22 protein-coding genes are annotated in these 22,071 nt (G+C 69.9%); 3 read left to right on the forward strand and 19 right to left on the reverse strand.

The features are described from left to right. Positions 1 to 233: 233 nt before the first annotated feature. On the reverse strand, positions 234 to 875 hold the full coding sequence (locus tag ACXJLU_RS26780; protein WP_457336251.1) for an NAD(P)-dependent oxidoreductase: 642 nt from the start codon (positions 873 to 875) through the stop codon (positions 234 to 236). Positions 876 to 980: 105 nt separating this feature from the next. Here ACXJLU_RS26780 and ACXJLU_RS26785 point away from each other — a divergent pair, with 105 nt between their 5' ends. Then, entirely contained in the window at positions 981 to 1,883 is a 903-nt protein-coding gene (locus tag ACXJLU_RS26785; RefSeq protein ID WP_457336253.1) for a LysR family transcriptional regulator, read from the forward strand. 4 nt (positions 1,884 to 1,887) lie between these two features. Here ACXJLU_RS26785 and ACXJLU_RS26790 read toward each other — a convergent pair whose 3' ends face one another. The 6 genes from ACXJLU_RS26790 to dinB form a co-directional block, all read right to left on the reverse strand. After that, positions 1,888 to 3,024 (reverse strand): alpha-hydroxy acid oxidase, encoded by a 1,137-nt coding sequence (locus tag ACXJLU_RS26790; protein ID WP_457336255.1) that lies wholly within the window; start codon positions 3,022 to 3,024, stop codon positions 1,888 to 1,890. Between the two features lie 73 nt (positions 3,025 to 3,097). Continuing rightward, positions 3,098 to 4,030, reverse strand: a complete 933-nt coding sequence (locus tag ACXJLU_RS26795) for a LysR substrate-binding domain-containing protein (RefSeq protein WP_457336257.1) — start codon at positions 4,028 to 4,030, stop codon at positions 3,098 to 3,100. Further along, positions 4,027 to 4,758: a cupredoxin domain-containing protein gene (locus ACXJLU_RS26800; protein ID WP_457336259.1), complete on the reverse strand. Its 732-nt coding sequence runs from the start codon at positions 4,756 to 4,758 to the stop codon at positions 4,027 to 4,029. Before ACXJLU_RS26800 ends, ACXJLU_RS26795 begins: the two co-directional genes overlap by 4 nt. Positions 4,759 to 4,787: 29 nt before the next feature. Then, positions 4,788 to 5,237 carry a group I truncated hemoglobin gene (locus ACXJLU_RS26805; RefSeq protein ID WP_073466729.1) on the reverse strand — a complete coding sequence of 150 codons (450 nt, stop codon included), beginning with the start codon at positions 5,235 to 5,237 and terminating at the stop codon, positions 4,788 to 4,790. A 19-nt stretch (positions 5,238 to 5,256) separates the two neighbouring features. After that, positions 5,257 to 6,192, reverse strand: a complete 936-nt coding sequence (locus ACXJLU_RS26810; RefSeq protein ID WP_457336261.1) for a DUF3034 family protein — start codon at positions 6,190 to 6,192, stop codon at positions 5,257 to 5,259. Positions 6,193 to 6,313: 121 nt separating this feature from the next. Next, a complete protein-coding gene (gene dinB / locus ACXJLU_RS26815; RefSeq protein ID WP_457336263.1) occupies positions 6,314 to 7,516 on the reverse strand; it encodes a DNA polymerase IV in 1,203 nt (400 codons plus the stop codon). A gap of 109 nt (positions 7,517 to 7,625) precedes the next feature. Here dinB and ACXJLU_RS26820 point away from each other — a divergent pair, with 109 nt between their 5' ends. Next, on the forward strand, positions 7,626 to 8,849 hold the full coding sequence (locus tag ACXJLU_RS26820; protein WP_457336265.1) for an SUMF1/EgtB/PvdO family nonheme iron enzyme: 1,224 nt from the start codon (positions 7,626 to 7,628) through the stop codon (positions 8,847 to 8,849). 3 nt (positions 8,850 to 8,852) lie between these two features. Here the strand turns inward: ACXJLU_RS26820 and ACXJLU_RS26825 are convergent, their stop codons facing one another. The 5 genes from ACXJLU_RS26825 to ACXJLU_RS26845 form a co-directional block, all read right to left on the reverse strand. After that, a complete protein-coding gene (locus ACXJLU_RS26825) occupies positions 8,853 to 10,271 on the reverse strand; it encodes a Dyp-type peroxidase (protein ID WP_457336267.1) in 1,419 nt (472 codons plus the stop codon). Between the two features lie 106 nt (positions 10,272 to 10,377). Then, on the reverse strand, positions 10,378 to 11,220 hold the full coding sequence (fdhD, locus tag ACXJLU_RS26830) for a formate dehydrogenase accessory sulfurtransferase FdhD (protein WP_457336269.1): 843 nt from the start codon (positions 11,218 to 11,220) through the stop codon (positions 10,378 to 10,380). Further along, positions 11,217 to 11,504 (reverse strand): hypothetical protein, encoded by a 288-nt coding sequence (locus tag ACXJLU_RS26835; RefSeq protein WP_083614255.1) that lies wholly within the window; start codon positions 11,502 to 11,504, stop codon positions 11,217 to 11,219. Before ACXJLU_RS26835 ends, fdhD begins: the two co-directional genes overlap by 4 nt. Further along, positions 11,479 to 13,833 (reverse strand): FdhF/YdeP family oxidoreductase, encoded by a 2,355-nt coding sequence (locus tag ACXJLU_RS26840; RefSeq protein ID WP_457336271.1) that lies wholly within the window; start codon positions 13,831 to 13,833, stop codon positions 11,479 to 11,481. Before ACXJLU_RS26840 ends, ACXJLU_RS26835 begins: the two co-directional genes overlap by 26 nt. A gap of 77 nt (positions 13,834 to 13,910) precedes the next feature. Beyond that, a complete protein-coding gene (locus tag ACXJLU_RS26845; RefSeq protein ID WP_073466723.1) occupies positions 13,911 to 15,584 on the reverse strand; it encodes an OFA family MFS transporter in 1,674 nt (557 codons plus the stop codon). 190 nt (positions 15,585 to 15,774) lie between these two features. Here ACXJLU_RS26845 and ACXJLU_RS26850 point away from each other — a divergent pair, with 190 nt between their 5' ends. Continuing rightward, a complete protein-coding gene (locus ACXJLU_RS26850) occupies positions 15,775 to 16,851 on the forward strand; it encodes a substrate-binding domain-containing protein (protein WP_457336273.1) in 1,077 nt (358 codons plus the stop codon). Positions 16,852 to 17,311: 460 nt separating this feature from the next. On the opposite strand, the gene ACXJLU_RS26855 is transcribed toward ACXJLU_RS26850, so the two are convergent. The 7 genes from ACXJLU_RS26855 to ACXJLU_RS26885 form a co-directional block, all read right to left on the reverse strand. Then, a complete protein-coding gene (locus tag ACXJLU_RS26855) occupies positions 17,312 to 17,734 on the reverse strand; it encodes a type II toxin-antitoxin system VapC family toxin (protein ID WP_457336285.1) in 423 nt (140 codons plus the stop codon). Then, positions 17,731 to 17,985, reverse strand: coding sequence for a type II toxin-antitoxin system prevent-host-death family antitoxin (locus ACXJLU_RS26860; protein WP_457336275.1), 255 nt, complete (start codon positions 17,983 to 17,985; stop codon positions 17,731 to 17,733). The genes ACXJLU_RS26855 and ACXJLU_RS26860 overlap by 4 nt, the downstream gene beginning before the upstream one ends. A gap of 66 nt (positions 17,986 to 18,051) precedes the next feature. After that, entirely contained in the window at positions 18,052 to 18,672 is a 621-nt protein-coding gene (locus ACXJLU_RS26865) for a PqiC family protein (protein WP_457336277.1), read from the reverse strand. Continuing rightward, on the reverse strand, positions 18,669 to 20,297 hold the full coding sequence (locus tag ACXJLU_RS26870) for a PqiB family protein (RefSeq protein WP_457336279.1): 1,629 nt from the start codon (positions 20,295 to 20,297) through the stop codon (positions 18,669 to 18,671). The genes ACXJLU_RS26865 and ACXJLU_RS26870 overlap by 4 nt, the downstream gene beginning before the upstream one ends. A gap of 130 nt (positions 20,298 to 20,427) precedes the next feature. Next, positions 20,428 to 21,075, reverse strand: coding sequence for a paraquat-inducible protein A (locus tag ACXJLU_RS26875; RefSeq protein ID WP_457336281.1), 648 nt, complete (start codon positions 21,073 to 21,075; stop codon positions 20,428 to 20,430). Beyond that, the gene (locus ACXJLU_RS26880) at positions 21,072 to 21,785 is read right to left on the reverse strand and encodes a paraquat-inducible protein A (RefSeq protein ID WP_083614692.1); all 714 of its coding nucleotides are present in this window, start codon (positions 21,783 to 21,785) and stop codon (positions 21,072 to 21,074) included. The genes ACXJLU_RS26875 and ACXJLU_RS26880 overlap by 4 nt, the downstream gene beginning before the upstream one ends. Positions 21,786 to 21,879: 94 nt before the next feature. Further along, positions 21,880 to 22,071 (reverse strand): helix-turn-helix domain-containing protein (locus ACXJLU_RS26885; protein WP_457336283.1); only part of this gene is annotated, 192 nt, incomplete at its 5' end.

Consider the following 22,071-nt stretch of genomic DNA (forward strand, 5'->3'; position numbering starts at 1 on the left):
GCACCGGGGCGGGCGGCGTGCCGCCGACGGGGGCCGGAGCGGGGCTGCTGTCGCCGCCACCCCCGCCGCAGGCCGCCAGGGCCAGCAGCACGGCGGAACTCAGACCCTTCAAGACGAAGCGGCGGCTCGCCAGATCAGCGCGCAAGACATCGGACACGTGAAACCCCTCCTGTGTTTGTGGCGGGATTGTCTCCAGAACGAGCGCCCGAGCCGACCCCCGCAAACCCAGGGAATCAGTAAGCGGCTGTGAAGCGCTTGCGGATGTGTTTCGGCGTCTCGATCTCGTCGACGATCGCGACCGCGAGGTCGGCCACCGACAGGCCGGCCGGCTTGTCGCCATCCATCAGCAACTCCTCGGCACCGATGCGGAACTTGCCGGTGCGCGGGCCGGGCGCGAGCAATGCGGCGGGCGACAGGAAGGTCCAGTCCAGCGCGCTCTCGTTGCGGATCTGGTTCAGCGCTTCGCGGGCGGCCAGTGCGCCCTGCTTGTATTCGGCCGGGAAGTGCGGCGTGTCGACCAGCTGCACGCCGGGCGCGACGAACAGGCTGCCGGCGCCGCCGACGATCAGCACGCGCTTGACGCCCGAGCGTTTGACGCCGTCGACGATGGCGCGCGTGCCCTCCAGGAACATGTCGTGGATGCGCGGCTCGCTCCAGCCCGGGTTGTACGAATCGATCACGGCGTCATGGCCTTCGACCGCGGCGGCCACCTGGGCGGTGTCGAGCACATCGGCCTTCACGACCTTCAGGCCGGGCTGGGCCGGCAGCTTGGACGGCGTGCGGGCCAGCGCCGTCACCTGGTGGCCGCGCGACAGCAGTTCCTTCAGCACTTCGGAGCCGACGAAGCCGGTGGCACCGATCAGGGCGATCTTCATGGCGTGTTCCTGTGGGTAGTTGTCGATGAAGCGATGATCCAGGCTTCACAATGGGCGCGCCAGTCGTTCATTTCGAACAACATTCTTTAGCTGGGCTTCACGATCATGGATGATCTTCGCCGCATGGCCTTGTTTGCCGAGGTGGTGCGCCACGGCTCGATGAGCGGCGCCGCGCGGGCGCAGGGCATGAGCACCTCGGCGGTGAGCCAGCAGATGCGTGCGCTGGAGCAGGGCAGCGGCGTGACGCTGCTGCACCGCTCGACGCGCAAGCTGACGCTGACCGATGCCGGCGCGCGCTTCGCCGAGCACTGCCGCGCGATGGTGGACGCCGCAGAACAGGCGCGCCGGCAGCTGACGCTGGCGCACGACGCGCCGACGGGCGAACTGCGGATCTCGGCGCCGGTCGGCTTTGCACGCTACATCGCGCCGGCACTGGCGCCGCTGCTGGCCGGCCATCCGGCGCTGACGCTGCGCCTGCTGGTGGACGACGCGATGATCGACCTGATCGACGCGCGCATCGACCTCGCGCTGCGCGCCGGGCGCATGCCCGATTCGACGCACGTGGCGCGCCGCTTGTGCAGCTTCTCGTGGATCCTGTGCGCAGCGCCGGCCTACCTGCACCGCCACGGCACGCCGCAAGCGCCGAAGGAGCTGCTGGCGCACCAGTGGATCGTGCTGTCACGCGACGGCACGGCGCTGGCGTTCGAGATGCGGCGCGCCGACGGCGAGCACGAATCGCTGCGGCTGGAGGCGCGCATCACCAGCAACAACCAGCTGAGCCTGCAGCAGATGTGCCTGGCCGGGCTGGGCGTCGCGCTGCTGACGCGGGCGGATGTGGATGAGGACCTGCGCGCGGGGCGCTTGGTGCAGCTGATGCCCGACTGGCAGATGCCGGGAATTCCGGTGTGGGCCGTGACGCCGCAACGGGATGGTCAGCCGGCGAAGGTGCGGCACGCGGTGGCGGCGTTGGAGGAGTTTCTGGTCGCGGTGCCGGGCGCATCGGCCTGACCCCTCACGGATTCAGCACGGCGCGATCGACATGGCGAATGTCGGTCTTGCCGCAAAACGCCATCGTCGTGTCCAGCTCCTTCGCGATGATCTGAAGCGCTTTCGTCACCCCGGCCTCGCCCATCGCGCCGAGGCCGTAGATGAAGGAGCGGCCGATCATCGTGCCTTTGGCACCCAGGGCCATCGCTTTGAGAACGTCCTGGCCGGAGCGGATCCCGCCGTCCAGCCAGACCTCGATGCGCGACCCCACCGCGTCGACGATGCCCGGGAGGGCCTCGATCGACGACAAGGCGCCATCGAGCTGCCGCCCGCCGTGGTTCGACACGATCAGCGCATCCGCGCCGGTGTCGGCCGCGAGCCGGGCGTCTTCCGCATCCAGGATGCCCTTCAGGATCAGCTTGCCGCCCCAGCGCTTCTTGATCCACTCCACGTCGGCCCAGCTCAGCGCCGGGTCGAACTGGTCGGCCGTCCACGAGCCCAGCGACGACATGTCGGCCACGCCCTTCACGTGCCCGACGATGTTGCCGAACGTGCGCCGCTGCGTGCCCAGCATCGCCATGCACCAGCGCGGCTTGGTCGCCAGGTTGATCAGGTTCGCGATGGTCGGCTTCGGCGGGGCCGACAGGCCGTTCTTCAAGTCCTTGTGCCGCTGCCCGAGGATCTGCAGGTCCAGCGTCAGCACCAGCGCGCCGCACTTCGCGGCCTTGGCGCGGTCGATCAGCCGCTCGACAAAATCCCTGTCCTTCATCACGTAGAGCTGGAACCAGAACGGCGCCTTGGTGTTGGCCGCCACGTCCTCGATCGACGCGATGCTCATCGTCGACAGCGTGAACGGCACGCCGAACTTCTCGGCCGCGCGCGCGGCGTGGATCTCGCCGTCGGCATGCTGCATGCCGCACATGCCGATCGGCGCCAGCGCCACCGGCATCGCCACGTCGACGCCGATCATCTGCGTGCGCAGCGAGCGGTTCGCCAGGTCGACGGCCACGCGCTGGCGCAGCTTGATCTTCTGGAACTCGCTCTGGTTGGCGCGGTAGGTGCCCTCGGTGTACGAGCCGGAGTCGGCGTAGTCGTAGAACATGCGCGGCACGCGTTTCTCGGCGAGCACGCGGAGGTCTTCGATGCAGGTGATGACGGGCATGGGGTCTCCGGTTCGGGGCAACCGGAGATGCTAGCCGCCGGGCTGGCCTTGGATGCCGGAAAGATCTTCCGGACTAACCCGAAACCTGCGCCGCAACCAACGCTCTCGCTTCGGCCAACGCTTCGCTCGCCACCGCACCGCAGGTCTCGCGCAGCCACTGCGCAAAGGCCGGCGCCGCGCCTTCGGCTGCATGCGGCAGCAGCCGGTATTGCCGCGTCGGCGTCGTGGCCAGCGCGAACAGCGGCCGCAGCGCACCGCTCGCCAACCAGGGCCGCGCCAGGCTCGGCCGCGCCAGCACGACGCCCTGGCCGCTGACCGCCGCCTCCAGCGTCAGCCCCAGGTCGACCAGCTTCGTGCCGTGGGTCGGCTCGCCCCAGTCCAGGCCCGCGGCGCGGAACCACGGCGTCCACGGTTCGATCGGCGTGCGCAGCAGCGGCGCCTCGGCCAGGTCGGCCGGCGTGCGCAACGGCGCCAGCCGGGCGATCAGCGCGGGCGCGGCCATCGCCATCACGACGTCCTGCATCAGCGGCGCTGCGTCGGCCGGTGTGTCGTCGAGGTGCCGCACCTCGATGTCCGCCTCGCTGCCCGCCACGTCGAGGAAGGGGATCGACAGCACGATCTCCAGCTCGACTTGCGGATGCGCCTCGGTGAACTGTTGCAGGTGCGGCACCAGCACCTGGCGCGCGAAGGTCGGTGGCGCGGTGATGCGCAGCCGCTGCACCTGCTGCGCGGCGCGCTGGTGTAGCGGCACCGCGGCGAGCAGCCCGAGCGCCGTCGCGACCTGCGCCAGGTACTCCTTGCCGGCGGGCGTCAGCACCAGCGCCCGCGCCGAGCGCGCCAGCAGCGGCGTGCCGAGCAGTTCTTCCAACGTCGCGATGCGCTTGCCGATAGCACTCGCCGTCACGTGCAGTTCATCGGCCGCGCGCTCGAAGCTGCCGAAGCGGGCGGCGCACTCGAACGCGCGCAGTCCGTCGATCGACGGGTAGCGGAGCGGGCCGGGGTTCACGCGCCGCGGCGCTTGCGCGGCACGAAGTTCAGCTTGCCGTTCACCTTCAACGCCTCGGCGCTCACCTGCACCGGCTGCGCCGGCTGGTCCTGCAGCTGGTCCGGGTGCCACAGCACCAGCTGCGCCGCGCCCTCGGGCACGTTGTCGATGCGGGCGATGCCGTTCTCGTCGGTCTTCGCGAACCACGGCGTGTCGGTCACGTACACCTGCCCGCGCATCGACGCATGCAGGTGGCAGCCGAGCCCGATCGGGCCGGCGGTCTCGACCTTGATGTCGGCCTGCGAGCTGCCGGTCTTCTTGCCGCGCGGTGCGGTGGGCCTGTCGTCGCCGTACTCGGAAACGCGGCCGCTGGCCGCCGGCGCCGACTCCGCGGCATCCAGTCGCATCTCGAAGCTCTTCACCGCCGGCATGCTGCCCAGCGGCCCGCTCGGCACCGAGCGCACATGGTGGTCGTAGCTGTCGCGGTTCAGGAAGCGCAGCGTGCTGCCCGCCGGCACCACGGTCAGGAAGGGCGCGAAGCGCAGGTTCTCCTGCGCGATCACGACCGGCGCCGCGGCCGGCTTCAGCACCGGCTTGATGGCCGGCTCGATCAGCACGACGGTGTCGACGACCGGCTTGCCGTCGGCATCGGTCACGAGGACCTGCACGCTGGCGGCCTGCGCCGCCAGCGCAACGAGGGTGATCGCGGCGAGCGCGAGGGTGCGGGGGATCAGTTTGAAGGAGGTCATGGGGTGCTTCAGTGTGCAGGTCATGGGGGTCAGGGTGTGTTGATGATGTCGCGGTGCATCGGTGCGAGCTTCGCGAGCAGCTTGTTCTGCGCGGTGAACGCGATGCCTTGCGCGTCCATCGCCTGCTGCAGCACCTCGACCAAGGCGTTGAAGTTGTTCTTGTTGATGTCCATGCCGGCATGCGCCTGCTTCATGTCCGGGCCCTTGCGCCTGCACGGGCCGCCCGAGACCTCGCAGAACTGCGTGACCAGCTCGGCCTTCACGTGCGCCTGGTCGACGTCCTTGAAGAACGGGTTCATCCGCGGGTCGGCCAGCAGCCGGACCATGAAGTCGTCGACCAGCTTCACGAGGCCGGGCTGCGCGCCGAGCTGCTGGTAGAGCGCGTCGTCGGTGGGGGTGGATTGGGCTCGTGCGTTGCCGGCGGCGAGCATGACGCCCAGCAAGACGGCATGTGCCAGGGCAGAGAAGATGCGGTTCATGAGGGATCTCCTGGCAGGTTCAGAACGCGATCTGCGCCGACACGTACGCGCCGCTCTGCCGGCGCGTCGCGACGCCCGGCACGATCTTGCCGAGGTCGACGTAGGCAGCGGTCAGCGAGAAGTTCTTGCACGGCGCCCACGCGATGAACACATCGGCCCAGTCATCCTCCTTCAGCGCGCCGGCGCCGAGCGCGGTGTTGTGGCGGAAGTTGTCCGGCTTGGCGCGGTACTCGATGCCGGCCGCGATATTCTTGCTGAACAGGTAGGCCAGCGACACCTCGGGCTGCAGCCGGTAGCTGTCGTGGTCGGTGGCGCCGAAGCCGAGCAGGCCGTTCTGGTTGGCCTTGGTGGCGCGCAGCGTCAGGTTGACGAGCACGCCCTGCCCGAGGAACAGCTTGGTTGCGCTGACGTAGAGGTCGGTGCCGCTGTCCTTCGCACCGAACGCGGTCAGCACGTCGGCCAGCGGCCCGGAATGGGCCTTCTTGTACTGCAGGCCGACGGCGACCTGCGGCATCCAGCTGTCGCTGTCGAGCACCGCGTCGCCGGCCACGCGCAGCTTCAGGCCGACGATGTCCTGCTTCAGCCGCAGGTCGTTGAACGCCGGATCGCCGAGCACGCCGGCCAGCGCGCCGCCGACCGGGCCGGTGTCGAAGTCCTGGTGGGCCAGCGAGAGTTCGACGCGGTCGTCCCAGGCGATGGCGACGCCGTAGTCGCTCAGGCCGTAGTCCTGCGTCTTCACGCGGGTCGCGAAGGCCGAGCCGCCGAACTCGCGGGTCGTGCCGTAGCCGCCGGTCACCGCCCAGGGCGTCAGCCCGCCGCCGGCCGCGCCGTCGATGCTGCTGACGCCGCCGGTCAGCAGCAGCTTGCCGCTGTGCGTGCTGCTCTGGGCCAGCGCCGGCGCGGCAGCGATGGCGAGCGGAATGGCGCAGGCCAGCGCCAATCGATGCAAGGGCATGGGGTCTCCTCAGGTGTCGTGCCGGGATCTACGTACCGAGGTCGGCCACGGATGCAGTCTGCCGATCGCGCAGGAATGCATCGTCCATCGAACGTGAATTGTTGGCAATAAGGGCGTTGGCCTACGGGTCTTGCTGGTCGAACAGCGGCATCGGCGCGTAGATGGGCTCGGGCTCGTGCACCTCGGGTGGCGCGGCCTTCGGCGTGACCAGCTCGCTCAGCGTGGCCAGGTTGCCGGCGCGCACGCCGAGCAGGCGCAGCCGGCGCGACAGGTCGACGCGCTTCAGGCACTCGCCCGCCGCGCGGCGGATCGTGCGCGCGTCCATCGTGTGGGCCGGCAGCGTCAGGTCACGGGTGACGATCTTGAAATCGTCGAAGCGCAGCTTGATGCCGATGGTCTTGCCGGCGTAGCCCTTGCGCGCCAGGTCGCCGGCCAGCTCGACGCACAGCTCGGTGAAGATCGCCGACAGCACCGGCCGGTCGCGCACCGCGTGCAGGTCGCGCTCGAAGGTGGTCTCGCGGCTGATCGATTTCGGCTCGCTGTAGGTGACCACCCCGCGCTCGTCGCGGCCGTGCGCCGCCTCGTGCAGCCACGCGCCGTAGCTCTTGCCGAAGTGCTCGACCAGCCACACCGGGTCGGCCGCGGCGATGTCGCCGATGGTGTGCAGGCCGAAGCCGGCCAGCTTCTCGCTCGCCTTCGGGCCGATGCCGTTGACCTTCTTCGCGGCCAGCGGCCAGATGCGTGCCGGGATCTCGTCGAGCGACAGCAGCGTCAGGCCGTTCGGCTTGTCGAGTTCGGAGCACAGCTTGGACAGCAGCTTGTTCGGCGTGATGCCGACCGAGCAGGTCAGGCCGGTGGCGTCGAACACCGCATCCTTCAGCGCCTGGCCGAGGCTGCGGCCGGCATCGTGCTGCGCGCCGGGCACGTCGGTCAGGTCGATGTAGATCTCGTCGATGCCGCGGTCTTCGACCAGCGGCGCGATCTGCCGCACCGCCGCCTTGAACAGGCGCGAGTAGCGGCGGTATTCGTCGAAGTCGACCGGCAGCAGGACCGCGTCGGGCGCGAGCAGGGCCGCCTTCATCATGCCCATCGCCGAGTACACGCCGAGCGCACGCGCCGCGTAGGTGGAGGTGGTGATGACGCCGCGGCCGGTGTAGTCGCGCAGCTTCGCGTAGCGCCAGCTGCCGTCGGCCAGCTGCCGCGGCTTGCTGTCGCGCCCGCCGCCGATCACCACCGCCTGGCCGCGCAGCTCGGGGTAGCGCAGCAGTTCGACGGACGCATAGAAGGCGTCCATGTCGAGGTGGGCGATCAGGCGTCGGGTCATGGGGGTGGCTGTACGAAACCACAGTATCTCGCGGCGCGCTATTCTCGCGCCAAATCTTCGCGCCAAATCTTCGCGCCAAATTACTGCGCCACCACGCCCGCTCCCGCTCATGCTGGATTTCCAAGCCCCGCCCATCGATGCGACCCGCATGCGCCGCGCCGGCCGCGACCTGTTGTCGCTCGCGCTGATGGACGCCCGCAACCATTCGCTGCGCTGGCTGCAGGCCTTCGAGAACGCGCGCGTCGAGGTGCCGGAGGCGCTGCGGCCCGAGGTCGACCCGCCGCTGTGGACGCTCGGCCACCTCGGCTGGTACCAGGAGTACTGGATCGGCCGCAACGTGCAACGCCACCGCGGCGAGCAGTGCGACGAACGCGCGCCGCGCCTCGCGTCGATCGAGCCCGGTGCCGACGGCTGGTTCGACGCCTCGCTCGCGCCGGTGGCCACGCGCCGCGCGCTGGCGCTGCCCGACGCGCAGGCGGTGCGCCACTACCTGGCGGAGACGCTGGAGACCACGCTCGAGCTGCTGGAGCATGCGCACGACGGCGACGCCGCGCTGTATTTCTTCCGCCTCGCGTTGTTCCATGAAGACGCGCATGCCGAGGGCCTGGCGGTGCTGTCGCAGCAGCTCGGCTTCGACGCCGGGCTGTGGCCGGCGCCGTCGACGCTGCCGTCCAGGCCGCCGCTGCTGTTCCCGGCTGCGCGCGCGCGCATCGGCAGCGAATCGGGCGAGGGCTTCGCGTACGACAACGAGCAGCCGGCGCACGACGAGGCGCTGCCCGAGTTCGAGATCGATGCGCAGGCGGTCAGCTGGGCGCAGTACGGCGAGTTCGTCGAGGACGGCGGCTACGACGAAGCGCGCTGGTGGACGCCCGAAGGCTGGGCCTGGGTGCAGGCGGGCGGGCGGCGCAGCCCGCTGTACGTCGACCAGATGCGCCAGGGCGTGCTGCAGCAGCGCTTCGGCCGGCTGACGCGCGTGCCGCTGGCGCAGGCTGCCCTGCACATCAGCTGGTACGAGGCCGATGCCTGGTGCCGCTGGGCGGGCAGGCGGTTGCCGACCGAGGTGGAATGGGAGCATGCGGCGCGCAGCGGCGAATCGCGCGGCTTCCGCTGGGGCCAGGTGTGGGAATGGACGGCCGGGCGCTTCCGGCCGTATGCGCATTTCGAGCCGGGGCCGGACCGCGGTCACACGATGCCCGGCTTCGACGACCGGCATCGCGTGCTGCGCGGCGCGTCGTTCGCGACGCGCGAGCGGCTGCGGCATCCGTGCTATCGGAATTTCGAGTTGCCGAGCTGCGATACGCAGTTCACCGGGTTCCGGAGCTGCGCTGCGTAGAACCTACAAGCTCGCGAAGAACGCGAGCGACGGCGCGAAGAAATACTCCCCGCCCTTCAGCGTGACGAACCCCGACATGCGCTGCGCCAGCGTCGGCGCCTGCGCATCGCCCCAGCCGGCGTGGTGACGGTGCTTCACCGCGCCGCCCTGGCCGGCCAGCGGGTCGATGCCGGTGTGGCCGAGCACGAAGCCCTCGTCGTTGGCCCGGTTCGCCTGCGAGAACTCGAACTGCTCGACGATGCTCGCCTGGCAGGCCATGAACAGCAGCCCCACGCCATGCGACGGCGCATCGCTGAAGCGCATCTGCGCATCCTGCCGCCGCTCGCCGTACGGCATGCTGCGGCGTGCCATCAGCCGTGCGCGCTCGGCCGCGGCGTCGATGCCGAATTCGCGCACCGTGTCGCCGCGCGGGTTGGTCTTGCGGATGTGCGCATGGAACGGGCAGCGCAGCCCTTGCGGATCGTCGGCGTAGTCGAAATCGCCGGCCTGCGGCGGCGCCAGCCCGTCGTGGCCCTGCAGCGCGAGCGGCGTGCCGTCGGCGAAGCGGCCCACCAGCATCGCGCCGGCCAGCGCCGCATCGGCCGCCGCGCCGAGCTTGCGCAGCCCGCGCGCCAGCGCGGCCTCGGCCTGCCGGAAGGCGTGCACGTTCTGCTCGAGCTTGCGGCAGACCACATACGAGCCGTGCGCCGCAGGGTCGTCGACCGCCGGGTCGCGCACCAGCACCTGGCCCAGCGGGAAGCGCGGCGACCATCGCTGGCTGTCCCCGCGGCGCAATGCGTCGCGGGCGAGGTCCTCCTCGATCATCAAGGGCTGGCTGAGGCCCGAGACGAAGCCGAAATGCTCGAGGCCCTCGCCGCGCGCGTTGCGCCAGGTGCGGGCGTGCTCGATGCCGAGCAGCTCGACACCGTCCGGCAGCGCGGCCGTCCAGGCGGCGAGCTGCGCGTCGACCTGCCGCGCATCGCCGGCCAGCTGCACCAGCGCATGCACCTCGTCGCGCCACGCCGGCTCCCAACCGGCGTGGTCGGGGTCGCGCAGCATCGGCTGCCGGTCCTTCAGGCCTTCGGTGAAGGCCGGGTCCGACGGCCAGCGTTCGCGTGGCACCTGCAGCGCACGGTAGCCGCTCGCCGACAGCAGGCACGCGACGAAGGGCGGCGTTTGCAAAGGCGTGCGCGCCGCGCGCGCGGCGCGCACGCGCCCGGCATCGGCGAGCTGCACATCGGCGCGGCTGAGCTGCGGCAGCAGCCCGCGCAGCAAGGCGCGCCCGGCAGGCGCCTGCCGGAAGCGCAGCAGCAGGTGCGCCGCGTGCGGCCGGCCGTGGCCCTTCAGCAGGTTGCCCTGCAGCTGCGCCAGCAGCGCGCGCTCGGCGGCGGTGATCGTGGCCAGCGAGAGGGTCTTGCTCAGGTCGACGACCGGCGGGGGCATGGGGGGTCCTGGTGAGGCAGCAACGACAGCGTGCCTTCACGCCGCGTTCACGGCATCCCCAAGTTCGCGGAAATCGAACCCCCCAGTTTGTCGATGTCAGGGGCTGTCAGCTGAGCGGTGCGAGCGCGGTGTAGTCGACCGCCTGCTCGCCGCGGCAGAAGCCGTACAGCTGCAGGCCCGACTGCCGCGCGATGTCGACCGCGAGCGAGGTCGGCGCCGAGATCGCGGCCAGCGTGCCGACCTGCAGCCGTGCGCACTTGCGCACCAGCTCGTAGCTCGCGCGGCTCGACATCACGACGAAGCCGGGCTCGCCGATCCGGCCCGCCAGCGCGCGCCGGCCGAGCAGCTTGTCGAGCGCGTTGTGGCGGCCGACGTCTTCGGTCACGTCGAGCAGTTCGCCCGCCGGCGTGGCCCAGCCGGCCGCATGGCAGGCGCCGGTCACGGCGTTCAGTGCCTGCCGGGCCGGAAGCGCGCCGAATGCGCGCAGCACCACGTCGGCCGGGATCAGCGCGTGGTCGGGGAGGCGTTCAGTGGGCATCAGGTCGAGCTGCGCGAGGCTGTCGATGCCGCACAGGCCGCAGCCGGTGCGGCCTTCGAGCGAGCGCTTGCGGTCTTTCAGCGCGGCGAACGCGCGCGCCGACACCGTCAGGTGCACCTCGCAGCCGCGGGCATGCGCCATCACCTCGATGTCGCGGCATTCGTCGCGGCTGGCGATCAGCCCTTCGGACAACGCGAAGCCGAGCCCGAAGGCCTCCAGGTCGGTCGGCGTGGCCATCATCACCGCATGCGACAGGCCGTTGAAGACCAGCGCCACCGGCGACTCCACCGCCACGTTGTCGCGCCGCTCGCTGGCCACCGCGCCGACGTGGCGCAGCACCGAGAGCGCCTCGGTGGGCGGCAGGCTGTCGGGCAGGTCGCAGGTGTCGGGGTGCGGGATGGGCAGGCTCATGTCAGGCGCCGTGCGGCGTCGGTCGCGAAGGCCCGCCATTGTCCGGCCTCGTCGACCTGCAGGCGCACCCAGCCGGGGCCGACCGCGTCGCCGATGCGGGCATCGCTCATCTGCGTGTAGAGGCGGATCAGCACGCTGACGCGCACCTCCAGCCGCTTGGCCAGCCGCGTCAGCGAGACGCCGCTGCCGTCTTCGTCGAGCACGAGCAATTCCTGCAGCGCACGCGCCTCGATCGGCGCGGGTTCGTCGTCAGGCCCTTCAGGCGACAGCGGTGTCGGCGACATCGCGCGCCTTCGTGACCGGTGAATCCAGCGGTCGCAGCGTCAGCACCACCGGAATCGACTTCGAGGTCGGCGTGCGGGCGCCGATCGCGAAGCTCTGCAGCGGCACCAGCGAGTTCGTCTCGGGGTAGTAGCTCGCGATGCAGCCGCGCGGGATGTCGTACTCGACCAGCAGGAACTTCTCGGCGGTGCGGCGTTCGTCGTTGCCGTCGTCGCCGAAGTAGACGCTGGTGATGTCGACCCAGTCGCCGGCCTTCATGCCGATCTCTTTCAGGTCGTCGCGGTTGATGAAGACCACGCGGCGGTGCCCGTAGACGCCGCGGTAGCGGTCGTCCATGCCGTAGATCGTGGTGTTGTACTGGTCGTGCGAGCGCACGGTGGCGAGCGTCAGCACGACGGCATCGGTCTGCTTGCGGGCGCGGTGCACGGCGGTGTCGCGCGGCACCGGGTGGGCGCTGAACTGCGCCTTGTTCGATGCGGTGACCCACACCCGTTCCGACGCGGTGTTGCGCAGCCGGAAGCCGCCCGGCTTCCTGATCTTCTCGTTGAAGCCGGCGAAGTCGTCGAACACCGCCTCGATCTTGTCGCGGATGCGGCTGTAGTCCTCGATCAGCCACATCCAAGGCGTCTTGCTGGCCGGCAGCGTGGCGGCGGCGAGCCGCGCGACGATCGCCGGCTCGGACAGCAGCATCGGCGAGGCCGGCGCGTTCAGACCGGACGACAGGTGGACCATGCTCATCGAGTCTTCGACCGTCACGCCCTGCGCGCCGGCGGCCTGCAGGTCGACTTCGGTGCGGCCCAGGCAGGGCAGCAGCAGCGCCTGGCGGCCGTGGATCACGTGGCTGCGGTTGAACTTGGTCGCGACGTGCACCGTCAGCTCGCAGCGGCGCAGCGCCTTCCAGGTGGCATGGGTGTCGGGCGTGGCCGACGCGAAGTTGCCGCCCATCGCGAAGAACACCTTGCCGCGGCCGTCGAGCATCGCCTCGATCGCGGCCACGGTGTCGAAGCCGTCGGCGCGCGGCGGCTCGAAATCGAACACCTCGCCCAGCCGGTCGAGGAAGGCCGGCGCCGGCTTCTCGTAGATGCCCATCGTGCGGTCGCCCTGCACGTTGCTGTGGCCGCGCACCGGGCAGGCGCCGGCACCGGGGCGGCCCAGGTTGCCGCGCATCAGCAGCAGGTTGGTGATCATCTGGATCGTCGCGACCGAATGCTGGTGCTGGGTGATGCCCATGCCCCAGCAGGCGATCACGCGGCCGGCGCCGGCGTACAGGTCGCCGGCCTGGCGGATCTGCGCTTCGGTGAGGCCGGATTCGGCCTCGATCGTTTCCCAGCTCTCGGCGCGGGTGTCGGCCTCGAAGGCCTCGAAGCCATGCGTGTGCTCGGCGATGAAGGCCAGGTCGAGCACGCGGGCGGCGCCGTCGCGCTGCGCGCGGTCGTCCAGCTCGAACACGTGCTTGCACATGCCCTTGACGAGCGCGAGATCGCCGCCGATGCGCAGCTGGAAGTAGTGCGAGCTGATCGGCGTCGAGCCGAGCGTGGTCATCTCGAGCGCGCTCTGCGGGTCGGCGAAGCGCTCCAGGCCGCGTTCGCGCAGCGGGTTGAAGCTGACGATCTTCGCGCCGCGCTTCGACGCCTGGCGCAGCTCGCCGAGCATGCGCGGGTGGTTGGTGCCGGGGTTCTGGCCGAAGATGAGAATCGCGTCGGCCAGCTCGAAGTCGTCGAGCGTGACCGTGCCCTTGCCGACGCCGATGGTCGGGCGCAGGCCCGAGCCGCTCGGCTCGTGGCACATGTTCGAGCAGTCGGGGAAGTTGTTCGTGCCGTACTCGCGCACGAACAGCTGGTAAAGAAAGGCCGCCTCGTTGGAGGTGCGGCCGGAGGTGTAGAAGATCGCCTGGTTCGGGTCCGGCAGCGCGCGCAGCTCGCGCGCGATCATCGCGAACGCCTGGTCCCAGTCGATCGCCTGGTAGCGGTCGGAGGCCGCGTCATACACCATCGGGTGCGTGATGCGGCCCAGGTCTTCGAGGAAGAAATCGGATTGCTCGGCAAACCACGAAACGGTGTGCGCGCCCAGCACCGCGGGCGTCGCGCGCTTGGACGTGGCCTCGGCGGCCACGGCCTTCACGCCGTTCTCGCAGAACTCGAAGGTCGAGGCATGGTCGCGGTCGGGCCACGCGCAGCCGGGGCAGTCGAAACCGTCCGGCTGGTTGGCCGACAGCATCGTCTTCGCGCCCTTGGCCGCGATGCCGTGCTGCAGCAACTGGCGCGCGACGCTCTTCAGCGCGCCCCAGCCGCCGGCCGGACCCTTGTAGAACTCGATCTTCTGCTCTGCCATTTTTCTCAAACGCTCCCAATTGCGCACACCGAACCCACCACGCCGATATATCGGCGTGGCGGGTTGTTTCTACAGCTTCAGGCGAAGAACTTGCCGACGGTCAGCAAGGTCTTGTAGACGCCCCAGGCCAGCGGGATGCCCACCGCCGCCCAGGCCAGCGCGACCATGAAGGTCGGCGTGGTGCCGCCTGCGCCGGGGCCGCTGCCCACGTCGGACGCCGCCGCGCGGTCATGTGCCAGGCGCTTCTCTTCGGCCAGCTCTTCGTCGCTCATGAAGTGCTTGTCGGCCACCGGACGGATCGACAGGTTGGCGATCAGGCCGATCACCAGCATGCCGACCAGGATGTACATCGTCTGGTTGTAGACCTGCTCGCGCGGGATGCCGAGGCTGAGCTGGTAATCGCGCATGTAGTTCACGATCACCGGGCCGAGGATGCCGGCCGTGGCCCAGGCCGTCAGCAGGCGGCCGTGGATCGCGCCCACCATCTGCGTGCCGAACAGGTCGGCCAGGTAGGCCGGCACCGTCGCGAAGCCGCCGCCATACATGCTCAGGATGACGCACACCGCACCGACGAACAGCAGCGTGCTGCCGGCCCCTGCGCTGCCCGGCAGGCTGGCGTACAGCACGCCGCCGAGCACGAAGAAGATCGTGTAGGTCAGCTTGCGGCCGAGCTTGTCCGAGATGCTGGCCCAGAAGAAGCGGCCACCGATGTTGAACAGGCTCAGCAGCGCGGTGAAGCCGGCCGCGATGCCGGCGATCGCCGCCTTCTGCGCGGTGTCGAGTTCGCCGATCTTCTTGGCCACGCCGATCAGGCTGCCGCCGAAGACTTCCTGGAGCATCGGGCTGGCCATGCCGATCACGCCGATGCCGGCGCTGACGTTCATGCACAGCACCAGCCAGACCAGCCAGAACTGGGGAATGCCCCAGACCTTCTTCACGTGCACGTGGCGCTGCGTGATCATCGCGTTGGCGGTCTGCGCGACCGGCGGGGTCCAGCCTGCGGGCTTCCAGCCGCTCGGCGGCACGCGGTAGCCGAAGGCGCCGCCCAGCATGAAGACGAAGTAGACCAGCGCCATCACGATGAAGGTCTGCATCACGCCGACGCCGGTCGGCGATGCGAAGTTCTTCATCAGTTCGGCCGCGAGCGGCGAACCGATCATCGCGCCGCCGCCGAAGCCCATGATGGCCATGCCGGTGGCCATGCCGCGGCGGTCGGGGAACCACTTGATCAGCGTCGACACCGGCGAGATGTAGCCGAGGCCGAGCCCGATGCCGCCGATGATGCCGGAGCCGAGGATCATCAGCCAGAACTGGTGCAGGTGGATGCCCAGTGCCGAGATCAGCATGCCGCCGCACCAGCAGAGCGCGCTGACGACGCCGGCCTTGCGCGGACCGGCCCGTTCGAGCCAGCCGCCCCACAGCGCCGCCGAGCAGCCGAGGAACACGAAGAACAGGGTGTACATCCACCCGAGCGTGGAGACCTTCCAGTCGCAGGTGGTGGTGAACAATTCGGCGAAGAAGCCGACCTCAGGACCGCACTTGATGGCTTCCTTGATGCCCAGCGCCCTCGACAATGGCAACCAGAACACCGAGAAGCCATAGGCCATGCCGATGCACAGGTGGATCGCGAGGGCGGCCGGTGGGACGAGCCAACGATTGAAGCCAGGGCCTGCGATGGTGCGCTCTTTGTCGAGCAGACCAGCGGCAGGGGCTGGCGCGGATGAGGTCGAATCCGCCGTGGTTGTGGACATTCTTGCTCCCGGGTTTGTGAGTATCGGTATTCAAGGATCCCGCCGGGCTCGCACGGGGCTTGATGCTGCAGTGACACGCAAGCTCCCGACTGTAGGCAGGCGTCGGCGTGGCGGCAATATGATGCCGCGGACATAGGCCCGTGAACAAGCAATCGCTTACATGGGCAGGAAAACGATAAGGCTGTATTTCGTGAATAAAGTCACCATCAGGCCTCAGTGGTCGCTGACCCGTGAAGGCAGCGGCACGCTGATGCCCCGGCTCATCGAGTTGCTGCGTCTCGTGCAGCAACACGGCAGCCTGGCGCGCGCCTGCGAGGCGAGCGGGTTGTCGTATCGCCATGCCTGGCAGATGGTGCGCGAGGGGCATGAGCTGTTCGGTGCGCCGTTGCTGCGCATGTCGCCGGGGCGCAATTCGACGCTCGCTCCGCTGGGCGAGAAGCTGGTGTGGGCCGACCACCGCATCGCGGCGCGGCTGACGCCGTTGTTCGAATCGATCGCGTCGGAGCTCGAGGCCGAGATCGCGCAGGCCATGCAGGAGCCGCCGGCGGTGCTGCGGCTGCATGCGAGCCACGGGTTCGCGATCGAGATCCTGCAGCAGCAGCTGGCGGCCGACGGCATGCAGCTCGAATGGAAGTACTGCACCGCGATCGAGGCGGTGTCGGCGATGTCGAGCTGGCAATGCGACGTGGCCGGCGTGCACGTGCCGCACGGCGAGTTCGAGGCCGCGGGTGTCGAGCACTACCGGCCGTGGTTGCGGCCGGGCGAGCAGATGCTGATCGACGTGAGCACGCGGCGGCAGGGGCTGATGCTGCAGCGCGGCAATCCGTTGCGCATTCAGGGGGTGTCCGATCTGGCGCGCATGGATGTGCGCTTCGTCAGCCGGGATCCGGGGTCGGGCACGCGGCTGCTGCTGGACCAGCTGCTGCAGCAGTCGGGGGTCGATCCGGCAGGGCCGGTCGGTTATGCGCCGTGGGAGCGCACGCATGCGGCGGTGGCGGCCTACGTGGCGAGCGGCATGGCCGATGCGGGCTTCGGGGTCGAGACGGCGGCGCGGCGCTTCGAGCTGGATTTCATTCCGCTGGCGACGGAGCAGTACTTCTTGTTGTGCGATGAAGCGTTCTTCGACACGCCGGCGATGCTGCAGCTGATGGCGGTGCTGAGCAGCGAGGAGTTCCGGGCCGCGGCCAATCAGCTGCCGGGGTATGGCGCGCGGCATGCGGGGGAGGTGCATCGGCTGGAGGATGCGTTTCCGTCTTTGCTGTTGTGATGGGGCGTTGGTCGCGCGCGTGCTGCGGCTGGGGGTGGGCCGTGGGGGCTCATGCCGGGGTGGTCGGCCCCGGGGGCCGACTCCACGAAGAAGATCGGCTTCGGGGGTGCATCGGCAAACTCCCTCCACTCACTTCGTTCGTTGTGGTCAGACAGTGCCGATGGGTCAGTCCACGAAGCGGGCTGCGCCCGCCACCCCCGAAGCCGATCTTCTCCGTCACCCCAGAAATCGCCCCCACGGCCCACCCCCAGCCGCACCAGGCGGGCGGCTTGTGTTTGGTGGCTGATTGAAGTGACCGTTGACCCGGATTTCGCTGCGCTGCATCCAGGCTGCGTAGCCCGGATGCCAATCCGGGGATCCACCTTCACTTGTCAGGTCTCGCGAGGTTTCAGCCTCAGCAGCTCTACCCGAAGGCGCGGGGGGAGCCGACTGATGTGGGGAAGCTGACTGATGCTGCGGCCTACGGTGGGTTCCAGGGGTTCAGCAGCGTGACGCCCGTTCCCTCGAAGTCCGAGACATTGCGTGTCGCCACGGTCATGCCATGGACGAGCGCGGTGGCAGCGATCAGGCAGTCGCGCTCGGCACGTCGGTCCGGGACATGCAACTGCGCGCACTGCAGCGCAACCGCGGTGTCCACAGGCAGCACGCGGCCGGCGAATGCAGGCAGCACATGAGCACTCATCCAGCTGCGCAGTACCGCACCCTGGATCGGGTCGCGGCGCTCCAGCTGCAGGATGCCGAGCTCCAGTTCGAGCACGGTGATCGCCGAGATGTAGAGGCTGCCCGCAGCAAGCGGCGCGGCCCAGGCGACTACACGGGCATCGGCCCGACCGCGGGTCTTGCGAAGCTCGGAGATGACGTTGGTGTCGAGCAGGAGCATCAGCCGAAGTCCGCATCGCGGTAGACCCGGCCCGCACGAGGAGGCTCGAACTCGATGTCATCGGCCTCGGGCATCGCGAGCATGTCGACGATGCTCGCTGCTGGTCCGCTCAAGGCCTGGTAACGCTGGTACGTCAGCAGCACATGGGCCGGACGGCCTCGGTCGGTGATGACCACCGGCCCGCGAGCCGCAGCCTTCTTCGCGCCCGCAGTGTCCTGGTTGAACTCGCGACTGGACAGGGTTGTGATCTTCATGGCGTCGATGGACAGTGAATGTAGCAACGTTACTACATGACTGTGTGCGGAGCAAGGCTTGAATGTTCAGCAAGCAGGCATCGACGCCGTCTGCCGCTCCATCCCCTGCAACCGCTCACCGAGCTGATCCGCGAGCCGCTGCACCGCGCGGCGGTGCGCCGCTGCGATCGATGGTGGGTCGGACCCCGCCGGCTCATGCAGCCGGCTCGTGCAAGCCAGCGTGCGCACCGGCGTCGCGACCGACGTGGCCGACCAGGCCGCTTCGAGCCAGGCCTCGCGGCCGAGCATCGACTCGAAGCGCTGCACCTCGATGCGAAGCCGCCAGCCACTCGCCGGGCCGGGCTGCGTGCGCGCATCGACCGCATTGAAACGCTCGGCCAACCTCGCCATCACCGCGGCACGCAACTCATCACGCAACGGCGCGACCCAGCGCTCGCCTTCGAGCACGCGCAGGCTGTCGTCGCTGGCGCGCAGCACCCACTGCGGCTGGTCGACCGCAGCCGGCACCGTGACCGGGCCGAGTTCGACGACCAGCGGCGTGGCGCTTGCCGGTGCGGAAGCCGCCGTCGCAGACGACGACGCCGCCAGCAGGCTGTGAAACCGCACCGGCGGTTGCGACGCACAGCCTCCCATCACGACGACGACTGCCGCCAACGCGATCACCGATGCCTTCGCCCAAGCCCTCATCGCCCGTTCTCCAGCGAAGGCAGCGGCGGATCCGCCGGCTTGCCGCGCAGCAGCGATTCCGGGTGGCGCTGCAGGTAGTCAGTCAGCACCCGCAGCGATTGCGCGGCCCGTTGCAAATCGGTCATCGTCTGCTCCACGTTGCGTTGCACCGGCGCGTCCGGGTCGAGCAGGTTGCGGTCGAACTTGCCGAGCGAGCCCTGCATCGCCTCCAGCGTCTTGCGCACCTCGGCCAGCGATTGCTGCGCCTCGGGCGACAGCTTCGAGATCGCCTCGCGCGCCTGCGCCAGCGTGGTCCGCAGGTCGCGGCCGATGTCGTCGAACGGCACCTTGTTGATCTTCGCGACGATCTCGGCGATCTGCGGCTGAACATCGGACAGCGTGCCCGGCACCGTCGGCACCTGCGGCACGCCATCGGCCATCGCGAGAGTGGCCGGCCGGCTCTTCGGCACGAAATCGAGCGCGACGTACATCTGCCCGGTCAGCAGGTTGCCGGTGCGCAGCTGCGCGCGCACCCCGTTCTCGACCAGCCGCTGGAACAGCCGCACGTTCAGCTCGCGCCGGTCACGCTGCCGCTGGTCCCGGTCCTGGCCTGGGCCTTGCCCCGGCGGCGCCTCGACCAGCGCACCGCGCACCGCACCCAGCCGCAGCGGGTACACGTCGGCCGTGACCTCCATCGGGTAGCGCTTGCGCTGCGCGTCGTAGCCCGGCCGGATGGCACGCACCTCGCCGATCTCGACGCCGAGGAAATCGATCGGCGCCCCCACCGACAGCCCGCGCACCGACTGGTCGAACACGAACTTCAGCCGCATCGGCGGACCGTCCGGCGGCGAGATCGCGGCCTTGCGGTTGCTGAACAGCCAGAAGCGCGTGCCGGCCGCCGCCTCGACCTCGTCCTTCGCGTTCGGCGTCGCCAGCTCGGAGTGCTCGAACGCGACGCCACCCGCGATCACCGAGGTCAGCGCCTGCGTGTCCACCGTCAGGCCGCTGGCGTTCAGCGTGAAGTCGAAGCCGCTCGCGTTCCAGAAGCGCGAACGGTTGTTGACCAGCCGCTCGTACGGCGCCTCGACGAAGATCTGCACCAGCAGCTCGTCCTTCTCGGCATCGAGCGTGTAGCCGACGACCCGGCCGACACGCGTGCGGCGGTAGAAGATCGGCGAGCCGACGTCGAGCGAGCCGAGGTCGGGCGCGCGCAGCACGAAGCTGCGGCCCGGCTCGCCGCGCAGCACGAAGGGCGGCACCTCGAGCCCGACGAAGGCCTTGCGGTCTTCGGTGGACACGCCGGCATCGGCGCCGATGTACGCACCCGACACCAGCGTCGCCAGCCCGCTGATGCCGCCGACGCCGATGCGCGGCCGCACGACCCAGAAGTTGGAGTCTTCCACTGCCAGCGACGCAGCCGAGCGCGCGAGCCGCACCGACGCGATCACGCGCTTGCGGTCTTCGCTGAGCGACACCGCATCGACGCGGCCGACCACCACCTCCTTGTAGCGCAACTCGGTCTTGCCGGCCTCCAGGCCTTCGGCGGTGCGGAACTCGATCGTGATGTGCGGGCCGGCCTGCAGCAGGCTGTTGACGACCAGCGAGATGCCGACCGCCAGCGCGATGACCGGCACCAGCCACACCACCGAGGGCAGCGAGCGCTTGCGGCTGACGACCGTCGGAGACGGGGGTGGGGACGGGGGCGGGGACGAAGGCGAGGGCGGCGGCACAGGCGCCGGTGTCGGCGCAGAGTCGGATGCGGGTGTGGGAGCGTCGTCAGCCATGGGCAGGGGAAGGATTGTCGTCGACCTCGTCGGGCCACAGCAGGCGCGGGTCGAAGCTGGCGCTGGCCAGCATCGTCAGCACCACCACCGCACCGAAGGCCAGCAGGCCGGGCCCGGGTTCGACGATGCCGAACGCGCCGAAATTCACCATGCCGACCAGCAGCACGACGACGAAGACATCGAGCATCGACCAGTGCCCCACCGCCTCGACCAACCGGTACAGGTGGGTGCGCGGCACGCCCCGCACGCAGCTGCAGCGCTGCGCGGTGAAGGCGAGAAAGGACAGCGTGACGATCTTCAGGATCGGCACCGCGATGCTCGCGATGAACACGATCAGCGCCAGGCCCCACGAGCCGGCATCCCACAGGTCGCCGATGCCGCCGAGGATGGTGTGGCTGTCGCGGCCGAACACGTTCGAGGTGATCAGGATCGGCAGCAGGTTGGCCGGCGCATACAGCAGCAGCGCGGCCGCCAGGCAGGCCCAGGTGCGCTGCAGGCTGTCGGGGATGCGCTGGTGCAGCGCATTGCCGCAGCGCGGGCACGCGATGTCGTCATGGTCGTCCAGCACGCCGGCATCGATGCGTTGCGACACCAGCCCGCAGGCACTGCAGTTGTAGAGGCGGGCGCAGCGGGCGTTCATCGGGTGGCGGCCTCGCGATTCTGTTCAGCCTGCCATTCGCTGCCGAGCTGCCACAGCCGGTGCAGCCCGGCGGCGCTGCTCGACGTGAGCAGCATCGTCAGCACGCCGTACGCGAACAGCGCCGGCCCGGGCACCACGCTGGCCAGCCCGGCGGCGCGCACCACGGCGACCAGCGCGCCGAGCATGAACACCTCGACCATGCTCCAGCGGGTCGCGAAGCGCAGCAACCGCATCGCCGGCATGAAGCCCTGCGGCAGCCGGCGCCGGCTCATCGGCCACAGCAGGTACAGGCGCAGCGCGATCACGAGGAACGGGAACACCACCGCGGTCGCGCCGGCCAGCATCGCGCCGAGCGGCTGGCCGGCCTCCCAGGTCTGCCACAGCGCCTCGGGCAGGGTCACCGGATCGGGCGCGCCGCGCACCGAGATCCACACCAGCGGCGTCAGGTTGCCGATCACGAAGCACAGCAGCCCGGCGATCGCGAGCGCCAGCAGCCCCGGCAGCGAGACCCGGTGCCCGCGGCCGAGCAGCGCCCGGCAGCGGCGACAGTGCGCGGTCTGCCCCGGCTGCAAGGGCACGCGCTGGTGCACCGCATCGCATTCCTCGCAGATCACCAGGTCGGGCCGCGGCTGCAGCACCACCGGCGCGTCGGCCGCCACGGCGGGCGGACCGGCGGGCGGGGCAGGGCGGGCGGTGGTGGAGTCGGTCATTCAGGTGTGCGGTACGGCGATCGCCGATCGTAGGGATGGAAGTGGGCGCGGAGTGTAGGACAAGGGCTGATTTGCAGGCGTGGCAGGGCCTCGCTCACTCGCTCACCCCCGGGCCGGCCGCGCGCAGCCGGCGGTAGACGGTGTTGCGCGCGACGCCGAGTTGCCGCGCCGCCATCGACACGTTGCCGCCGGCGGCCGCGACGGCACGGCGGATCGCGTCGGTCTCCAGCGCTTCGAGCGTCGCCGGCGGCCGGGCCGGCTCGGGCTCCGGCGTCCGCCCCAGGCC

It is taken from the genome of Rhizobacter sp. P5_C2 (assembly GCF_054049715.1).

Coding starts and splice junctions, on each gene's coding strand:
- ACXJLU_RS26780 (WP_457336251.1), bottom strand. CDS start 875: ATGAAGATCGCCCTGATCGGTGCCACCGGCTTCGTCGGCTCCGAAGTG.
- ACXJLU_RS26785 (WP_457336253.1), top strand. CDS start 981: ATGGATGATCTTCGCCGCATGGCCTTGTTTGCCGAGGTGGTGCGCCAC.
- ACXJLU_RS26790 (WP_457336255.1), bottom strand. CDS start 3,024: ATGCCCGTCATCACCTGCATCGAAGACCTCCGCGTGCTCGCCGAGAAA.
- ACXJLU_RS26800 (WP_457336259.1), bottom strand. CDS start 4,758: ATGACCTCCTTCAAACTGATCCCCCGCACCCTCGCGCTCGCCGCGATC.
- ACXJLU_RS26805 (WP_073466729.1), bottom strand. CDS start 5,237: ATGAACCGCATCTTCTCTGCCCTGGCACATGCCGTCTTGCTGGGCGTC.
- ACXJLU_RS26810 (WP_457336261.1), bottom strand. CDS start 6,192: ATGCCCTTGCATCGATTGGCGCTGGCCTGCGCCATTCCGCTCGCCATC.
- dinB (WP_457336263.1), bottom strand. CDS start 7,516: ATGACCCGACGCCTGATCGCCCACCTCGACATGGACGCCTTCTATGCG.
- ACXJLU_RS26820 (WP_457336265.1), top strand. CDS start 7,626: ATGCTGGATTTCCAAGCCCCGCCCATCGATGCGACCCGCATGCGCCGC.
- ACXJLU_RS26825 (WP_457336267.1), bottom strand. CDS start 10,271: ATGCCCCCGCCGGTCGTCGACCTGAGCAAGACCCTCTCGCTGGCCACG.
- fdhD (WP_457336269.1), bottom strand. CDS start 11,220: ATGAGCCTGCCCATCCCGCACCCCGACACCTGCGACCTGCCCGACAGC.
- ACXJLU_RS26835 (WP_083614255.1), bottom strand. CDS start 11,504: ATGTCGCCGACACCGCTGTCGCCTGAAGGGCCTGACGACGAACCCGCG.
- ACXJLU_RS26840 (WP_457336271.1), bottom strand. CDS start 13,833: ATGGCAGAGCAGAAGATCGAGTTCTACAAGGGTCCGGCCGGCGGCTGG.
- ACXJLU_RS26845 (WP_073466723.1), bottom strand. CDS start 15,584: ATGTCCACAACCACGGCGGATTCGACCTCATCCGCGCCAGCCCCTGCC.
- ACXJLU_RS26860 (WP_457336275.1), bottom strand. CDS start 17,985: ATGAAGATCACAACCCTGTCCAGTCGCGAGTTCAACCAGGACACTGCG.
- ACXJLU_RS26865 (WP_457336277.1), bottom strand. CDS start 18,672: ATGAGGGCTTGGGCGAAGGCATCGGTGATCGCGTTGGCGGCAGTCGTC.
- ACXJLU_RS26875 (WP_457336281.1), bottom strand. CDS start 21,075: ATGAACGCCCGCTGCGCCCGCCTCTACAACTGCAGTGCCTGCGGGCTG.
- ACXJLU_RS26880 (WP_083614692.1), bottom strand. CDS start 21,785: ATGACCGACTCCACCACCGCCCGCCCTGCCCCGCCCGCCGGTCCGCCC.